The 18,677-nt window shown below is 45.3% G+C and carries 11 protein-coding genes; 5 read left to right on the top strand and 6 right to left on the bottom strand.

Annotated features, from left to right (window positions below):
• Positions 1–2 precede the first annotated feature (2 nt).
• From lptC to DWZ03_RS06515, 4 genes are read right to left on the bottom strand one after another with little or no spacing between them, the layout of a single operon-like run.
• Entirely contained in the window at positions 3–629 is a 627-nt protein-coding gene (lptC, locus tag DWZ03_RS06500; protein ID WP_005831952.1) for an LPS export ABC transporter periplasmic protein LptC, read from the bottom strand.
• Positions 630–633: 4 nt separating this feature from the next.
• The gene (locus tag DWZ03_RS06505; RefSeq protein ID WP_005831953.1) at positions 634–1,959 is read right to left on the bottom strand and encodes a tetratricopeptide repeat protein; all 1,326 of its coding nucleotides are present in this window, start codon (positions 1,957–1,959) and stop codon (positions 634–636) included.
• A gap of 45 nt (positions 1,960–2,004) precedes the next feature.
• Positions 2,005–3,267, bottom strand: a complete 1,263-nt coding sequence (locus tag DWZ03_RS06510; protein ID WP_057089747.1) for a hypothetical protein — start codon at positions 3,265–3,267, stop codon at positions 2,005–2,007.
• On the bottom strand, positions 3,254–3,985 hold the full coding sequence (locus tag DWZ03_RS06515; protein WP_044468995.1) for a type III pantothenate kinase: 732 nt from the start codon (positions 3,983–3,985) through the stop codon (positions 3,254–3,256). The genes DWZ03_RS06510 and DWZ03_RS06515 overlap by 14 nt, the downstream gene beginning before the upstream one ends.
• Positions 3,986–4,490: 505 nt before the next feature.
• Between DWZ03_RS06515 and DWZ03_RS06520 the strand changes: the two genes are divergently transcribed.
• The 5 genes from DWZ03_RS06520 to DWZ03_RS06540 all read left to right on the top strand — a co-directional run bounded on the left by DWZ03_RS06520 (position 4,491) and on the right by DWZ03_RS06540 (position 12,496).
• Positions 4,491–5,711, top strand: a complete 1,221-nt coding sequence (locus DWZ03_RS06520) for a DUF4105 domain-containing protein (protein WP_044468557.1) — start codon at positions 4,491–4,493, stop codon at positions 5,709–5,711.
• On the top strand, positions 5,711–7,279 hold the full coding sequence (locus DWZ03_RS06525) for an alkaline phosphatase family protein (protein WP_005831961.1): 1,569 nt from the start codon (positions 5,711–5,713) through the stop codon (positions 7,277–7,279). The genes DWZ03_RS06520 and DWZ03_RS06525 overlap by 1 nt, the downstream gene beginning before the upstream one ends.
• Positions 7,280–7,376: 97 nt before the next feature.
• Positions 7,377–10,712, top strand: a complete 3,336-nt coding sequence (secA, locus tag DWZ03_RS06530) for a preprotein translocase subunit SecA (RefSeq protein ID WP_057089744.1) — start codon at positions 7,377–7,379, stop codon at positions 10,710–10,712.
• Positions 10,713–10,882: 170 nt separating this feature from the next.
• Positions 10,883–11,983: a DUF6340 family protein gene (locus DWZ03_RS06535; protein ID WP_044467707.1), complete on the top strand. Its 1,101-nt coding sequence runs from the start codon at positions 10,883–10,885 to the stop codon at positions 11,981–11,983.
• 66 nt (positions 11,984–12,049) lie between these two features.
• Positions 12,050–12,496 (top strand): hypothetical protein, encoded by a 447-nt coding sequence (locus tag DWZ03_RS06540; RefSeq protein WP_044467706.1) that lies wholly within the window; start codon positions 12,050–12,052, stop codon positions 12,494–12,496.
• Between the two features lie 106 nt (positions 12,497–12,602).
• Here the strand turns inward: DWZ03_RS06540 and DWZ03_RS06545 are convergent, their stop codons facing one another.
• A complete protein-coding gene (locus DWZ03_RS06545) occupies positions 12,603–15,605 on the bottom strand; it encodes a glycosyl hydrolase family 28-related protein (protein ID WP_120129309.1) in 3,003 nt (1,000 codons plus the stop codon).
• 29 nt (positions 15,606–15,634) lie between these two features.
• The gene (locus DWZ03_RS06550) at positions 15,635–18,649 is read right to left on the bottom strand and encodes a glycosyl hydrolase family 28-related protein (protein WP_120129312.1); all 3,015 of its coding nucleotides are present in this window, start codon (positions 18,647–18,649) and stop codon (positions 15,635–15,637) included.
• Positions 18,650–18,677: the final 28 nt, after the last annotated feature.

Here is an 18,677-nt window from a genome sequence, read left to right on the forward strand (position 1 = left end):
TATCAATTTATGGTATCAGTCTGCAAGCTGTCTGCTGCGGCAGTCTCCTCGTCAACATAGAAGATACCCTCCGGCTTGCGAATCGTGTAAACAGTCATCTGCTGATTGGATTCAAAGCCATGTCCCGTAATGATACGGTCAGGCTGCTCGATACGGATAAACTCATCCGAATAAATTCTTTGTGCCCGCTGGTCCCAATACAGCAGCTCTGTATCAAACTGCTCACCTTTCAAATTCTGTATATGCACATTCCCCATCAGTTTCCACAACTCCTCCTTATTAAAGAAGTAGGCTGTATCAGCCTTGATACTTGCCTCCACTTGGAAGATAGAGTCGAACTTCTCCAAATAGACCCCCTTTTCAAAAGCCCAGTAAGGAGGATTCTTCCGGTCAAAGACCAGCCACTCTTCCGTATTGATACGGTAACGCGTTACACCGGAATCAGAAACCAGTGTAGTCACCCCGCGGGTATCCATCACTGCCATAGAGTCACGCTCGGTAATGGCATCTCCCAGCTCCTTCTTCTTCCCGGAACACGAAGAAAATAAAAGAAGCATAACCATTGCCCCAAGGACAATGGTTATGCTCGCATTTTTATGATAAACAATGTTGATGGGTTGTAGCAACATGATTTTATCTGATAGTTGTAGATTCACCTATCCATCCACCGATAGTGATACGGTCACCAGCTTTGTAACCCAACATAAAGAGGTCTTTAGCCTGGGGAGTGTGGCGGGAATAAGTACTAATCAATTCGTTAGCACGTTCTGTAACTGAAGGATCTACAGCTTTAGCTCTCTGCAGCTTGTCAATTACTACAAAGTAAGTACACTTATTCAGAGCAGGCTCATCGGTCCAGTTAGGATTGGAGCCGTAAAGCTGTGCCAGTAAAATATAAGGCTCTCCATAGTTCTCCTTAAAGCTCATAGCCTTTTGGCAGTAGCTTCTTGCCTGAGAGAGTTTCTTGGCCTGCATCAAGGCTGCGGCAGTAGCGTATGCCATTTCAGCCTTCTTGTCATTATCTGTTTCTTTAGCCAATGCTTCATCAAAATACTTCACGGCATTGTCATAGTCACCTTTCTTATAGTACATGTATGCTACACCTACAGCTGCATCGGCAGTCGGGTCAATCTGATACATGTACTCAGATGCCTTGAAGTAAACTTCGCTTTCGTTGCACTTCATCAATTTCAGGATGTTCAATGCCTTCTTCAAGAAAGCGGAGTCAGTCTTGCTTGCTTCCACCTTAGGACCATAGATATTCTGCAAAGATTCACAATCAGCTACACCACTCTGAATGAACATGGCCACGAGGTTATCCTTGATAGCTTGCAAGTTAGCCTTCTTAGCTTCCTTGGTTTCAGCAGCAAGTGCGTCATCTGCATACTTGGAAGCATCAATATAATCCTGGAAGAACTGGTCGGTATGATTATCATCAGCCTTTACCTTCTGCATGGAAGTATCCAGGAAATAGTGCAACACCGCACCTTTGGAACCACCCTTTTCAGCATGAACAGATTCTTTCAGCCAATTATAAGCCGTATTAAGGTCCGGAGCAGGAGCGAACTGAAGATAATCCACAGCTTTGGCACCCAAGGCATCAGCCACACTCGGCACGCCCTTCATTCCCTTACCAATGAATTCAGGAATGTACTTCATTCTCAAATCATATACATCCATCAACTCATCAAAATACTTCTTGTAATCAGCAGAATTTCTATCCTTAATCTGACTCAAGAAACCCACTAAAATCTTCTGAGCATCTGTAAATGTGTAATACCGCAGTGTAGGACAATCCTTCAATACAGCCATACAAGGAGCGTATGCATCCTTAAAGTTACCAGCTCTCACTGCTTCATGAGAGATACTACTGTTCGAATTACAATTTTCAGTCTGTGCGAAAGTGCTGGTCACTCCACCCGAAAGGAGCAAGACAGCCACAAGCGTCTTAATTTTCATTGTATTTAAATTTTAGTTGTTATATTTTTGTCTATTCAATTTCCATTAATCCACTTTACGCTTGAAGAACCAACGTTCGTTAAAGGTTACTCCGATACAAATGCGCAATGTATTTTCGTTCAAGAACGCTGCTTGGGTTCCTTTGGTTCGCACGTATTGCGCAGAAAGGCTCAATACAGAACGGGTTCTCGGTATGGGTAATCCAAAACCGGCAGTAACACCATATTCATCAGCGGCACGTACACCGTCTATCTTATAATAAGGTTTGGAATAATAAGCTCCCAAACGATACTTCACATGAGACAAATAACTTCTTCCCATAGGATTCGGCAGATACTCTGCACCAACGGATATTCTTCCACGGTCGCAAAACGCCTCGTCATTGTTCATATAGCTCACTTTGCTCCAATTCTGGAACATCACATCCGCTCCTACCGTCAGACGATTGTCGTACACGTACGTCACACCTGCGCCAAATGTTGTCGGAATGCCGCAAGTAACAATAGTATCCCTCGTTGCCGAAGTAGCTCCCGTATTGCTATCACCAGTCTGCGTAACTTCGTACGCATCGTTACTCAAATCATGCCCCGGAGAAAAGACGACTCCCAACGTTGCAACATGCTTTTTCCCAAACTGATGGGTGTACTGCGCTCCAAAATCCAACTTATAACTCTTTACAGCCACATTAGACTGTATTGTAATAGGAAATACACTTGAACTGGACGGAAAGGTTTCCGCAGCGGTTCTTGTTATATCTCCCCAAAGATACGAAAAATTCGCACCGACAGAAAGATTTTTAATTATTTTAAAGCCCGCACCTAAATAAAGCTGATGCAGACCTCCTTCTCCCGAATAGCTTACCGTCGTAGATTTGTCTGGGAATTCCGTATCTTCCCGGTACTCTCCCATGCTGTATCCCACATTCGAATAAGGCAACAATCCCAAGCTTATGGCAGCCCATTTACTTGCACGAAACTGCATCGTGATGTAATCAAAACTGGAATTCTTGGCATTTCGTTTCAGAGTACCGTTACTGAGGTTTGTATTCTGTAAAGAGACTGCTCCATCAAAGATAAAAGTCAGCGAATCTACCGCCGTATAGGATGCTGGATTAGCGAAGTTTGTCTGATACTTGTCTCGTAAACCATAGGCAATACCACCCATCGCCCTGCTGTTACTTGAGCCTTGTTCAGATAACTGTCCATATCCATATCGTGTATAGGGAGAATTTGTATTATTTTGAGCGACTGCCGCTCCTGATAATATCGTGAGCAAGAGCACTAACAGTGTTTGTCTATAGCCTGTCATTATTATAGTTTAAAATTCTATTTAATCCTTTCAACACTAAAAATCTGTCTGCAAAGATGATACTTTTTAAGTTTGTATCAAAAGAAAAATCATCCCCGCCCGTTAAAAAAACCAAAAGTTCAGGATATTTATGCTTCATAGCCGTAACGTAACCTGAAATTTCATATTCAATACCCTTCAGTACTCCGGCACGGATAGCTGTATCGGTATCCTTCCCCATGGGCACCATCCGCCCCTCAAGAGCCACCATTGGAAGCCGTCCGGTAAACTGATGAAGCGCCTTGAAACGCATCTGCAAGCCGGGAGAGATATTCCCGCCATGATAGCGGGCAGCAGCATCAACAAACTCATAAGTGATACAGGTACCGGCATCAATCACCAGTATATCCCTGCCAGGAAATTGCTCATTGGCTCCTACCACCGCCGCCATACGATCATACCCCAGCGTCCGGGGAGTTTCATAGAGGTTTTCTACCGGAAGAGAAGTCTTTTCATTGAGCCACAGAATGGGGACAGCCATATCTTCCAGTTGCGACAACACCTCTCTACTCAAATCAATGACAGTAGCCACTATCGCTTTTTCAATCGTATATGTACGGCATACTTCAGGCAACCGTTCCAACGTCAGATTGGAGTCATACACCACCTCCACGATACGTCCACCATCAAACACCGCCATCTTGGCGATTGTATTTCCTATATCAATAATGAGATTCACCGTATTGCATAAATTTAGCGGCGCAAAGATATAACATTAATATTGAAATTCAGCAGAAACCATCTCTTTATTAGAAGAACAACTGCACAAGAATTCTTATTCACATCCACACCAAACAACCACAATGCCACTTTTACATTCTGTTGAGATTTATTAAAGCCGCAACATCATACCACAACCACCTGATTATCAATACAACTAAATGCGCTACATTCAGTATACGACTGAGCCCTATTCAGTATACGATTGAATGGCATTCAGTATACGACTGAATCAGGTTCAATATACCACTATTTCTTGCACCCGTATCGTTTGTAAATAGAAAATACCTACCACTCGTACTCGACAGTTGATTCAAAACAACCAATAATGCGAATTAAGAATTGTATCAAGTTCATAATTAAAAAAGATTCTTCGGACACAGATGACCGGAATAACGCGAATAACCGCTTTAGTTCCTAATCACAAATTGGGATAATATTAGTTTTTTCCGTAAGTTTGCAGCATGAAACGAAGCCTACTTATACATATATATATAGTAATCTTTTTCTTCTGTTTGCCTTCAGCAAATGCCCAGGTGACACAACAGCAAAAGACTGCTGCAACAGACTCCGTACGCGTCAGCCTACTGACTTGCGCTGCAGGAGGAGAGATTTATTCCCTATTCGGACACACTGCCATACGGTACGAGAACTATACACGTGGCATTGACGCCGTCTTCAATTACGGCATGTTCAACTTCAACGCCCCTAACTTCATCTTCCGTTTTGCCTTGGGAGAAACGGATTATCAACTTGGAGTAACCGATTATGAGCATTTCGCCGCCGAATACAACTATCTGGGACGCGATGTCTGGCAACAAACGTTAAATCTAACAGAAGAGGAAAAAGAACGCCTGATAGCACTATTGACAGAGAACTACCGCCCTGAAAACCGAGTATACCGCTACAATTTTTTCTACGACAATTGTGCCACCCGCCCGCGGGACCAGATAGAGCGTGCCATCAACGGCACTCTGCAATACGCTGACAATATGACTGCTAACAGTACGGGAATCTCTTTCAGGGATTTGCTGCATAAATACAGTGAAGGCCATTTGTGGTCACGTTTCGGCATGGACCTATGCATGGGCAGCAAAGCAGACGAACCCATCAACCGGCGGCTGGCAATGTTCGTCCCCTTCTACATGCAGGAGTATTTCAATAAAGCGCAGATTGTGGACAAAGAAGGACAAGCACGGCCACTGGTTGCCAAAGAAGAAAAAATCGTAGTAACGGGTAAAACACCAGCCGACTTCGTCAGCAGAGGCATCACACCGATGCAGTCGGCTTCGCTATTACTGATACTTGTAGCAGGCATCAGCATTTACGGCATACGAAGAGGGAAAACTCTTTGGGGCATAGACCTCATACTCTTCTTGGTTGCCGGAATGGCTGGATGTATACTGGCATTTTTAGCACTATTCTCACAGCATCCGGCAGTAAGTCCCAATTATATATTATTTGTATTCCATCCATTTCACCTTTTCTGCCTTCCATTCATGCTATCCAGGGTACGAAAAAGGGAAATAAGCCGCTATATGCTGGTTGATTTTGTAGTTTTAACACTTTTTATAGGGCTTTGGACAATAATTCCGCAGAGAATTCCGCCAGCAGTATTACCTTTGGCACTGTGTTTGCTGATACGTTCTGCAAGCAACCTCATTCTAACATACAAACGAAAGTAATGAAAAAAGGACTGATAACTTCCATACTCGCACTTACATTCAGTGGTCTGCAAGCCCAACCGCTGCCTGCCTCCCCAAAGCTGGTGGTAACATTGACCATTGACCAGTTGCGTACAGACTATATGGAAGCATTTTCGTCCTTATACGGAGAAAAGGGGTTTAAGCGCTTACTGCGTGAAGGTAAAGTATTCCGTCAAGCAGAATTTCCTTTTTGCGGAACGGACCGAGCCTCGGCCATTGCCGCCATCTATACCGGGACAACACCGTCCATGAACGGCATCATTGCAGAGCAGTGGCTGGATGCAGGTACACTACGCCCCATAAACTGTGTAGAAGACCCCAACTTCATGGGCAACTATACCGACGAAAGCACTTCCCCCTCCCAATTACTGACCTCTACTATTGCCGACGAGCTGAAAATAGCTACCCGCAACAAAGGTCTGGTCTATGCCATCGCGCCGTTCCGCGATGCCGCCATATTGGGTGCCGGGCACGCGGGGAACGGTGCTTTCTGGCTTAATAACAATACCGGAAAATGGTGCAGTACGACTTATTATAATGAATTTCCGTGGTGGCTGAGCCAATACAACGACCGGAAATCTCCTGACTACCGTATCAAGGATATGGTATGGACACCTGCACTTCCTTTTACCAACTATACATTTCTGCCCGAATGGCGCAACGAGCCATTCAAATACAAGCTGGATGGTGAACGGACAAACAAGTTCCGCCGCTTGATAACCAGCCCTTTCATCAATGAGGAAGTCAACCTGCTGACCGAAGAGCTGCTGAATAAGAGCACTATCGGACAAGATGACGTGCCCGACCTATTATCGCTGACTTACTACGCAGGAAATTATAACCACCGAAGTACGCAGGAATGTGCCATGGAAATGCAAGACACCTACGTGCGACTGGACCGTAGTATAGCTTCCTTATTAGAGCTCATAGAACGTAAAGTTGGGCTCCACAACGTACTTTTCTGCATCACTTCCACCGGCTATGCCGACCCGGAAGCAGCCGACCCGGGCGTATACCGGATACCGGGTGGTGAATTCTACCTGAACCGCTGTGCCGCCCTGCTAAACATGTACCTCATGGCATCCTATGGCGAGGGACAATATGTGGAAGCTTATTATGACCAACAAATCTATCTCAACCATAAACTTATTGAGAACAAGCAGTTGAGCCTGACTGAAATTCAAGAAAAATCTGCCGAATTTCTGGTTCAGTTTAGTGGCGTGAGCGAAGTATATTCAGCTCATCGCCTGCTTTTGGGCCCCTGGTCACCGCAAATAGAACGTATACGCAATAGTTTTCATCGCAAGCGCTCTGGCGATTTGCTCATTGAAATACTCCCGGGCTGGACTATCATGCAGGAAAATAGTACTGATAACCGTGTAGTACGTACGGCCGATATTCCTGCTCCCCTCATTTTATTGGGAGGAGGAATGAAGGCTGAAACCATCCGTACCCCCATCAGTATTGACCGCATTGCCCCTACCTTGGCAAGTGTAATGCGCATCCGCGCCCCTAATGCAAGTACAGCATCTCCCCTTGACTTTTGATTCTAAAATAATCTGTGCAAATCTGGATAATCTGTATAGAAATCAGTAACTTTGCACGCTCAACTAACTCAGCAATAATAATAAAAACAAATATATAATGGGATTTAATGAATTTTTAAGCTCGATTTTCGGCAACAAATCCACACGCGACATGAAAGAAATACAACCGTGGGTGGAGAAAATCAAAGCCGCTTACCCGGAAGTAGCCAAACTCGACAACGACGCCCTACGCGCCAAGACAGAAGAACTGAAAGCCTACATCCACGATTCGGCAGCCGAACAACGCGCCAAAGTGGAAGAACTGAAAGCCAGCGTTGAAGATACCGAACTGGAAAAACGCGAAGACCTCTTCAACCAAATCGACAAAATCGAGAAAGAGATATTGGAGATTTATGAAAAAGCGCTGGACGAAGTATTACCCACCGCTTTCTCTATTGTAAAGGAAACAGCCAAACGATTCTCTGAAAATGAAGAAATAGTGGTTACAGCTACCGATTTTGACCGCCAACTGGCTGCCACTAAAGACTTTGTACGCATCGAAGGCGATAAAGCCATCTACCAGAACCATTGGATAGCAGGTGGTAACGATACTGTATGGAACATGGTACATTATGATGTACAGCTATTCGGTGGTGTGGTTCTACATAAAGGTAAGATTGCCGAAATGGCAACCGGTGAAGGTAAGACATTGGTAGCTACCCTACCGGTATTCCTCAATGCCCTGACTGGTAACGGCGTGCACGTGGTAACAGTGAACGACTATCTGGCAAAACGTGACTCCGAATGGATGGGTCCTCTTTACATGTTCCACGGTTTGAGTGTAGATTGCATCGACAAGCACCAGCCCAACTCTGATGCCCGTCGCAAAGCTTATCTGGCAGATATCACGTTCGGTACAAACAATGAATTCGGTTTCGACTACCTGCGTGACAACATGGCTATCAGCCCCAAAGACCTGGTACAACGCCAACATAATTATGCCATTGTCGATGAGGTGGACTCAGTATTGATTGATGATGCCCGTACTCCGCTGATTATCTCCGGACCGGTTCCCAAAGGCGATGACCAACTCTTCGAACAGCTCCGCCCGCAAGTGGAACGTCTGGTAGAAGCTCAGAAAAAACTGGCTACCCAATACCTGGCCGATGCCAAGCGCCTGATTGCATCAAACGATAAGAAAGACCAGGAAGAAGGCTTCCTCGCTTTGTACCGCAGTCACAAGTGCCTGCCCAAGAACAAGGCACTCATCAAGTTCCTCAGCGAACAAGGCATCAAGGCCGGTATGCTGAAGACCGAAGAAATCTACATGGAGCAGAACAACAAGCGCATGCACGAGGTGACTGACCCGCTGTACTTCGTTATCGAAGAGAAAATGAACAGCGTGGATTTGACGGACAAGGGCGTAGACTTGATTAGTAGCAATGTAGAGGACCCCACTTTCTTCGTACTCCCCGATATCACAGCGCAACTCTCTGCCTTGGAAAACGAAACAGAGCTGACAGACGAACAGCGCCTTGAAAAGAAGGATGCCCTGATGACCAACTATGCCATCAAAAGCGAACGTGTGCATACCATCAACCAACTGTTGAAGGCATACACCATGTTCGAGAAAGATGACGAATATGTGGTAATTGACGGCCAAGTGAAGATTGTGGATGAGCAGACGGGACGTATCATGGAAGGACGTCGTTATTCTGACGGTTTGCACCAAGCCATCGAAGCCAAAGAAGGCGTGAAAGTAGAAGCTGCCACCCAGACTTTTGCCACCATTACATTACAGAACTATTTCCGTATGTACCACAAACTATCCGGTATGACCGGTACGGCAGAAACAGAAGCCGGCGAGTTGTGGGACATCTACAAACTGGATGTAGTGGTTATTCCGACTAACCGCCCCATTGCCCGTAATGACATGAATGACCGCGTTTACAAGACAAAACGTGAAAAATATAAAGCAGTCATCGAAGAGATAGAAAAAATGGTGGCAGCAGGACGCCCCGTACTGGTGGGTACCACTTCTGTTGAAATCTCTGAAATGTTGAGCAAAATGCTTACCATGCGTAAGATTGAACATAGTGTATTGAATGCCAAACTGCATCAGAAGGAAGCGGATATTGTGGCTACTGCCGGTTTGAAATGTGCTGTAACCATCGCTACCAATATGGCCGGCCGTGGTACCGACATCAAGCTGAGTCCGGAAGTGAAAGCTGCAGGCGGTCTTGCCATCATCGGTACAGAACGCCACGAATCACGCCGTGTGGACCGTCAGTTACGTGGTCGTGCAGGACGTCAAGGCGACCCGGGTTCTTCTGTATTCTTCGTATCTTTGGAAGATGACCTGATGCGTTTGTTCTCCAGTGACCGCATTGCCAGTGTAATGGACAAACTGGGTTTCAAAGAAGGTGAAATGATTGAACACAGCATGATTTCCAAATCCATTGAACGTGCGCAAAAGAAAGTTGAGGAAAACAACTTCGGCATCCGTAAGCGTCTGTTGGAATATGACGACGTGATGAACAAGCAACGTACAGTAGTCTACACCAAACGCCGCCACGCTTTGATGGGCGAACGTATCGGCATGGATATCGTGAACATGATTTGGGACCGTTGTGCCAATGCCATTGAAGCGCCCGACTACGAAAACTGCAAGATGGATGTGCTCCAGACACTTGCCATGGAAGTACCTTTCACCGAAGAGGAATTCCGTAATGAGAAGAAAGAAAAACTGGCAGACAGAACTTTTGACGCTGCCATGGAACTCTTCAAACGCAAGACAGAACGTATGGCACAGATAGCCTATCCGGTCATCAAACAAGTATACGAAACGCAGGGACACATGTACGAAAACATACTTATCCCCATCACAGACGGAAAACGTATGTACAACATCTCCTGCAACCTGAAGAGAGCTTATGAGACAGAATGTAAGGAGGTGGTGAAGTCATTCGAGAAATCCATCTTGCTGCACGTCATCGACGAAGCATGGAAAGAAAACCTGCGCGAGCTGGACGAGCTGAAACACTCCGTGCAGAATGCAAGTTACGAGCAGAAAGACCCGCTACTGATTTACAAGCTGGAATCTGTGAACTTGTTTGATGCCATGGTGAATAAGATTAATAATCAGACTATCTCTATCTTAATGCGTGGACAAATCCCGGTACAAGAGGCTCCGGCTGAAGCCCCTGAGGCTCCCCAGGCTCCCCGCCAAGTAGAGGTGCGCCAGGCTGCTCCGGAACAACGCCAGGATATGAGCAAGTATCGCGAACAGAAGGTTGATTTGAATGACCCGAACCAGCAGGCCGCTGCGGCACAAGATACACGTGAACAACCAAGACGCGAACCTATCCGTGCCGAGAAGACCGTAGGACGCAATGATCCTTGTCCTTGCGGAAGCGGTAAGAAATACAAAAACTGCCACGGAAGGAATGCATAAAGCAAAGCTATAAAATGATAAGGCGATAGGGTGATAAGATGATACCGTCAGGTATCTTTTATCACCCTATCACTTTTTCTCCTACCACATTATCACATTTTTTATTCGTTCCAGCTTTTGAATATTCAGCTAAAAGAGTACTTTTGCTCCAAAGAACAAAACCAAAGACTATGACCAAATATCACTATTGTCTGTTATTGATGGGTTCTCTGCTGTTAGGCAGCTGTCAGAGTGTAGAACAACTGTCCATTGATTACATGCTGCCGGCAGAAGTCAGTTTCCCGGCAACATTGAAACGTGTGGCTGTTGTCAACAACATGCCAAACGTACCGGACAACAAACTCATCATCAGTGAGGAAGAACAGAAAAAAAGCGAGAATGAGGTGGCACGCCTCACCAACTACTACAATGGAGACGCCGCAATAACAACCGAATCTCTTGCAGAGGCCCTTGCCAACGAAAACTACTTTGAAGAGGTTGTGATATGCGACTCTGCCCTCCGGAGTAAAGACATCAATCCCCGCGAAAGCACATTATCGAGGGATGAAGTACTGGAACTTACACAGAATTTGGACGTAGATTTCCTGATAGCCCTGGAAAACATACAAATGCGTTCCAATCGCAAGATAAGTTATATGCCCGACTGGGGTGCGTTCCTCGGCACAGTGGACGTAAAGGTATATCCTACCGTCAGAATATATTTGCCTAACCGCAAAGGTCCTATGGTAACCGTCAACAGCAATGACAGTATTTTCTGGGAAGAGGCAGGAAATGGTGAAGCGTCAGTACGTTCCCGCCTCATCAGCGAAGAAGACATGGTGAAGCAAGCATCTGAATTTGCAGGAACGGTTCCGGTAAGACATCTACTCCCCTATTGGAAAACTGGTAACCGCTATCTCTTCAGTGGTGGTTCTGTAAATATGCGTGACGCAGCCGTATATGCCAAAGAAGAAAATTGGAGTAAAGCAGTAGAGCTCTGGAAGCAGACCTACGAAACAAAAAAAGGAAAACAGAAAATGTATGCAGCCTATAACACCGCTTTGGGCTACGAAATGCAAGACAGCATAGATACTGCCTTGGAATGGGCATTAAAAGCGCAAACCCTTGCCCGTGAGAAAAGCAAGACAGACAAAAAAGAGACAGGCGAAATACATGATGGAACCATCTCCTATTACATCTTTATCAGCATGTATGTAGACGAATTGGAGAAACGAAAAGAGGGAATGGCACGCCTGAACATGCAAATGAACAGATTTGATGATGATTTTTAGTCAAATGATGCAGAGATAACCGTTTTTTTTATACCTTTGAACAACCATTAAGAAAAGAAAGTTATTATGAAGCTCAGTCAATCGTCATTAGCACTCTTGGAGGACACTCTTAAAAAAGCAATCGGCAAATACACCTGCGGTTGCGAACAGACTATCGTTACAGACATTCATCTGCAACCGAATCAGAATTCGGGCGAACTGTCTATCTTTGATGATGAAGATAAAGAGCTTGCCAATACTTCCATTGAAGAATGGATGACATACGAGGGGGATGATTTCTACGAAAATGTAGAGCGTATCTTGTCCTCACTGCTCTGCAACATGAAAAATGAAGGAAAGTTCGACAAGCTGACTATTCTGAAACCATTCTCTTTTGTACTGGTGGATGATGATAGAGAAACAATAGCAGAACTGTTGCTGATGGATGATGATACTCTATTGGTCAATGAAGAGCTACTGAAAGGATTGGATGAGGAACTGGATTCTTTTCTGAAAGAGCTGCTGGAAAAATAATATTCCAAACAATCAGCCTATAAGGAAAAGAGACCTTCTTATAATAAATTAGCCCCTGCGATATAAAACGACCGCAGGGGCTAATTCTTTTTTACCTATACAATACCTAACGTATCTTAATTCCATAGAAAGAACTTGAGGTGGTAACAAAAAGCATATCCTTCTGCCTTCCACCAATTGCCAAGGAAATCGGGCGTTCTTCTATCTGAATACGTCTCTGCTCTTTACCAGATTTGTCATAGACAAATATTTCACCATCAGCAACATAAACATTCCCGTCAGCATCAGTCACATTACTGTATTGGCCATAAGGACATATTATTCCTTGTTCTGTCAAACGGCCATCCCCACCAACGGAAAGTTGTACTGTCGTTTTATTCATCTCATTTACAATATAAACCGGTTCTGACTGACCGGGAACTGTAACAGTCAAAGCACAAGAACGTCCCAAATCATAGGTATCCGGAATAATTGTCACGCCATCCGGAGCGACAAAACTATACTCAGGCATACTGGCAACCACCTTGTCAAAGTCACCTCTCCAACGACTGGAAGGGTGAATGACTTTCTGTATATTCTTCATACCGGCTGTAACGACACGTGGCATAGGCTTCATCGTAGCATCCACGTTATCCGGATTAAAAGAATACCCCCAAGCACTCCAGCCACTGTTACCCCAACCACTGTACATCGGATTATCATCCGGCAAGCGCACTACCGTTTCCTGCTTGCCGTTCACCAGATAACCCGGCTGAGGGTCATAGCGGAAAATAACCAGCAGATTGTCTTGCGTATCAGTAGTCAATGTAAAAGGCTTCCAGGGATAATCGGCTATCAAAGTAATCTGCTCCGTGTCTGCCGACCATTTATAGATTTTCTTCAGACGGTTTTCACAGAAGTAGATATTTCCTTTACTGTCGGTAGTAGCTCCGGAGGCTAGTTCAAAACCGGTAGCCAGCTTCACTGGCTTGTCCATGACCGTGCAGGAAGGGCGAAGGCTCTTCTCGCTACCCGAAACAGTGAGACGGGCAAAGTCCCACGAATAAACGGGCAACTTCTTATTCATATCATATATAGGAAACTCTATGACTGGCAATATCTGCGTATAATTGTGCATATTACGGAAAGTGATATTCTTGCAATCCCATATGCGGAAACCTATCCTCTTCGGCATAAAGGCACGGATTACGCGATACATCCACACATTTACCATTTCGATATTTTGACAGTTGGACATTTCTGCCATATAACAATCAGGCCCTTCACGACCTTCTTCCTCAAACTGGAAAGCATAAATTTTCCAGTTGGCCACATTATGGAAACGGGCTTCAGTACGGACATGATGCTCCAAAGACATGGCATAAATACGTCCCGGAGTCTTCGTTTCGCTAATATAAAGCCCACTGGCAGCATACGTACTAGCTGTCCAAACATCCTTAATTGTCCCGCCGCCATTGTTTGTAATCCACAAACTCCAATACTGGTTGTCCCAAGCCATATCCTTACCGGTCTCCATGACCGGAGAAGACGGAGAACTAATTCGACGCTCGCCCCTGCGGTAAGACGACTGTCTGGAAGCATTCGGAGCCGGTTTGCGCAAGGTGCCGTGCCCGCCTACAAACTTCATATCATTCAAGTACGAACGCTCACCCGCCATCCATTTACAGCCGACAGCACGGTAATTATACGCACCGGTATTAATACCTATACCATTCAGTACGTCGTCGCCGCCTTCGGAAGATTCAACCAAAGGCACAGGCACGCCGAAACCACTGAATGCAGGCTCGCTTTCCTTCAACAGAAATTGAGTCCCAAAAGGATGCAGCCCAATCAGCTTAGTACCGGGAGACAGCTTCAACGTTCTCGTCAGGCGATACCAACCCTGGGGCACATAGATGTTTTTATGCAAAGAGACAGCTTTCTCAAAAACTTCCGTATCATCAGTCTCACCATCACCTTTTGCCCCTAAGTCTCGGATATTGACCCATGTCTCCATTGCCGGAAGAACCGGAAGGTCCTTGCCAAGTGTAACTGGCAGTTTTGCCACCGGCTCTATTTCACATATTTCCCTGAAAGAAGAAGCATCATTCAAATCCTGATACACCAGACCGTAAGTAAACTCCTTGACTCTGTACATTTTTGCTTTTCCGGCAACTTTCTTTCCACTTTGAGCATAATCCACCAGTACGGGAACATTCCTGCAATCCACATTCACCAGATTCAATTGCGAAAAAGTATTTCCCTCTACGCTTACCCTGACACCGGCTTCCGAAATATTCTCCCACAACGAATTCTCCACATGAAGGCGGTCTGCCAGATTCTCTGCCATTTCAAAGGCAACGGGCGTATTCTTCACATGCATATTGACGATGGCAAACCCCACCTCTTTTGAATAGACAGCCGCCTTTCTCTGCCCCTCAAAGTAAGTATCGACCATCATCATAGGCCATCCCGGAGAAGTCCTGGAAGAAATTATCCCATATTCACCGCCATAGAACCTAACGTCTTCCAGTTCATTGCCAACATCATACATGCCGGCTTTTCCCGAACCAATCCGAATGTCGCAATGATTGATAAATCCATGCTGGGCAAAATGCGCACGAATGGCGACGGCTTGAGGATTACCTTTGTCTATACGGAAATCCACATTGGACACCGCACTATAGAAAGTACCTGCACCAGCATCCGAAGGCTTCCTGCCCTCTTGTGCCAGCCCTCCCGTAAACCATATCATATAATTTTGAGTAGTCTGGAAACCGGGTGTATCGGCTCCCAAATAAATCACCGGCCGTTTCTTCCCATAACCAATCAGCCGAATGGATGAGGGAATTTGAATCGTCTTGCTAATGCGATAATTTCCTTCCGGCAGAAACAGTATCCCAAAATTCTTTTCGCGCTTCACCTGATTGATTGCCTCTTGAAGCGCATCGGTCACGTCGGACTTTCCATCAGCCTTGAAGCCGTAATTCTCCGGGGTAAAGTAGAATGCTTCCGGATCGTCCGGTCTTTGCGTATAGGCGGAACCACCCCCTACCGCCCACCCGGACGACATATTACAGATAATCCAACAGACTATCAGCAGGTATCTCATTATTTGATAATTTCTCATTACACAGATTGTTTTAATATGGATTTTCCTTATTTAATACGTACACCAAAGAACTTGGAACGGCCTGTGACAAACAATGTATTGCCATCCTTACCGCCAAACTGTAATGTGGACGGACGTTCGGGAACACGAATCATCCCTTTCTTCTTGCCATCCTTATCAAATACATATATTTCTCCGTCAGCCACATACAAGTTCCCTTCCTTATCTACAGCAGAACCAAATTCGCCCTGCTCCACAAAATAGCTCAAGTTAGAGAGCGTGCCGTCATTGGCCACATCCATCTTCACCATTCTGCGGTCATATTCATCAGAGGTATAGAAAGGCTTTCCCGGATAGGCTTCCAGCAGGGAAGAACTACGTGACAAGTCGAAATAATGAGGAATGATAGTTTTTCCATCCGGTGCCAGGAAGCACATTTCAGGAACATAGACCGACACCGCATTGAAATCGTGGAAGTCTCTCCAACGGTTAGAAGGATAAAGAGCCTTATACACGTTCTTCACTTGACCCATCGGAACACGCGGCAACAGTTTGATGGTCTCTTCCGGATTTTCCGGGTCAATGGAGTAGACTCTCATTGTATATGCGGAATTACCATATCCGCTGAAAGAAGTACCTTTTGTATCAGGCATTACCGGCATTTCCTCCGGCTTACCATTAATCAGATAGCCCGGCTGCGCATCATATCTGAACAATACCAACAGATTATCTTCTGAATCAAAAGCCAGATTGGAGGGTTTCCACGGGAAATCTGCCAGCAGCGACAAGCTGTTTGTCTCTACCGACCACTTAAAGATACGACGCATCCGATGGTCGCAGAAGTAAATGTTACCTTTACTGTCGCGCGCAATGCCTTCGGCAAATTCCAAATCGGAAGCCAATTGGTTCACCTTACCTATTTCATTGCCTAACGGTTGCTGATGAGGTTCTTTTCCGGTTACAATCAAGCGAGAAAGTTCCCACGGGCGGATGTCAATGTCTTTGTTGACATCGAACACTGCAATGTTATTCGTATATTTAATCTGAGAATAGTTATGCAGGTTCAGAAATGCGATGTTCTCGCAATTGCGGATACGTACAGAACTGTGATACGGTTCATTGACACGGATAACGCGGAACATATACAAGTTTGCAAAGGTCACATCTTTGCAGTCGTCCATCTCTATCGGTTGGCAATCGGTACTTTCGCGGCTCTCTTCCTCGGTTTGCATGCAATACACCTTCCAGTTGGACACCTTGTTGAAACGTACTTCATTTCTTACATGATGCTCGATGGACACGGCATAGATACGCCCCGGAGTAGAAGTATTGTTGGCATAGAAACCATTGGTGGCATATGTGCTTGCTGTCCAGATGTCTTTAAAGGTGCCGCCACCGTTGTTGGTCACCCACAGACTCCAATACTGGTTGTCCCAAGCAAGGTCCATGCCCGAAGCCGCTACCGGATTATCGGGAGAACTGATACGAGCCGGTCTGTTCCACCGGCCACGTGGTTCCTCAACACCCGGTTTAGGTTTCCATAAACCACCATGCCCGCCTACAAACTTCACGTCATTCATATAAGAATCTGCATTTGCCATCCACTTCACACCTACAGCACGATAGTTATAACCGCCGGTATTGATACCAATGCCCACCAGCATATTTGCACCGCCTTCCGAAGATTCCACCATCGCTTTCGGACCGCCAAAACCACTGAATGCAGCAGTACTTTCGTCCAGCTGGAACTGAGTGCCAAAAGGATGCAGGCCTATCAACTTGGTATCGGGCTTCATCTTCAAAGTTTCGGTAATGCGATACCAGCCCTGGGGTACATAGATATTATCATACTTGTCAATAGCCTCCTGGATGGCCTTCGTATCATCCGTTTCCCCATCTCCCTTTGCACCGAGTTCGCGCAGATTTACCCATGTTGCCATTGCAGGCAGTGCAGGGATGTCCATCAGTTGGGCAACCGGCATCTTCTGTATCGGTTCAATATCAACCAACGTTTCATATTCCGGCATATCCACCATGTTATCCATCTGCAAGCCGTGGTCGTATGACTTTACCTTATAGATTTTATGAGCAACATGGGTGGCCGTATTGCTACGGGTATATTTCGCCAAGGTCGGTACATTCTTACAATATACATTGCGGAAGGTTATCTGATTGTTGCTGTTGTTCTCGTTGGTAATCACCACTGCCGGACCACTTACATTTTCAAAATAGCTGTTTTCCAAAAATAACTTGTCGCAATAATTAGGGTCAATATCAAATACAGCCGGAACATTCTTGGCATACAGATTCACCATTGCCAAACCGGACTCCTGACAACGAAGAGCAGCTACACGTTGTCCCTCAAAATAAGAGTCGACCATCATTACCGGCCATCCGGGAGAAGCTTTTGTCGTATAAATGCCATAATCTCCCCCGTAAAAAGCAACGTTTTCCAACTCATTGCCCACATCGAACAGACCAGCCTTGCCTTTACCTATGTATACGGCCACATAACTGATAAAACTGTGTTGGGCAAAGTGTGTGCGTAGCGCCACTGCATGCGGATTGCCATCTTCTATACGCAAGTTGATATTCGACATGGCACTGTAGAACGTACTGGCACCGGCATCACGGGGTTTCTCACCTTCCTTGACAACGGCTCCCGTAAACCAGAACATGTATTTAGCTTTTCCTTTATCATCAGCTACTTCCTCCTGAAAACCCGGAGAATTCTTAGCCAGAATAAATTCCGGGCGATTCTTTCCATAGCCAATCAAACGAATAGCCGTAGGAATATAAATGGTCTTGCTGATTTTATATTTACCTTCAGGGATAAAAAGGATTCCGAAATTCTTTTCTTTCTTCACTTGATTAATCGCTGCCTGCAAAGCATCCGATACATCCATCTTTCCATCCGCCTTTATAGGATAGTTCTCGGGAGTGAAATAAAAAGCTTCGGAGTCATTGGGTTTTAGAGGATAAATCGAATTCAATTGTACAGCATACAACTGAGTACATATCATCCCCAGCAAAATTAAAATAATCGTGTTCAATTTCTTCATGGTCTTATTTTTAATGTATGGATAAAAA

Source organism: Bacteroides sp. AF29-11 (assembly GCF_003602895.1).
Lineage (GTDB): Bacteria > Bacteroidota > Bacteroidia > Bacteroidales > Bacteroidaceae > Bacteroides > Bacteroides uniformis.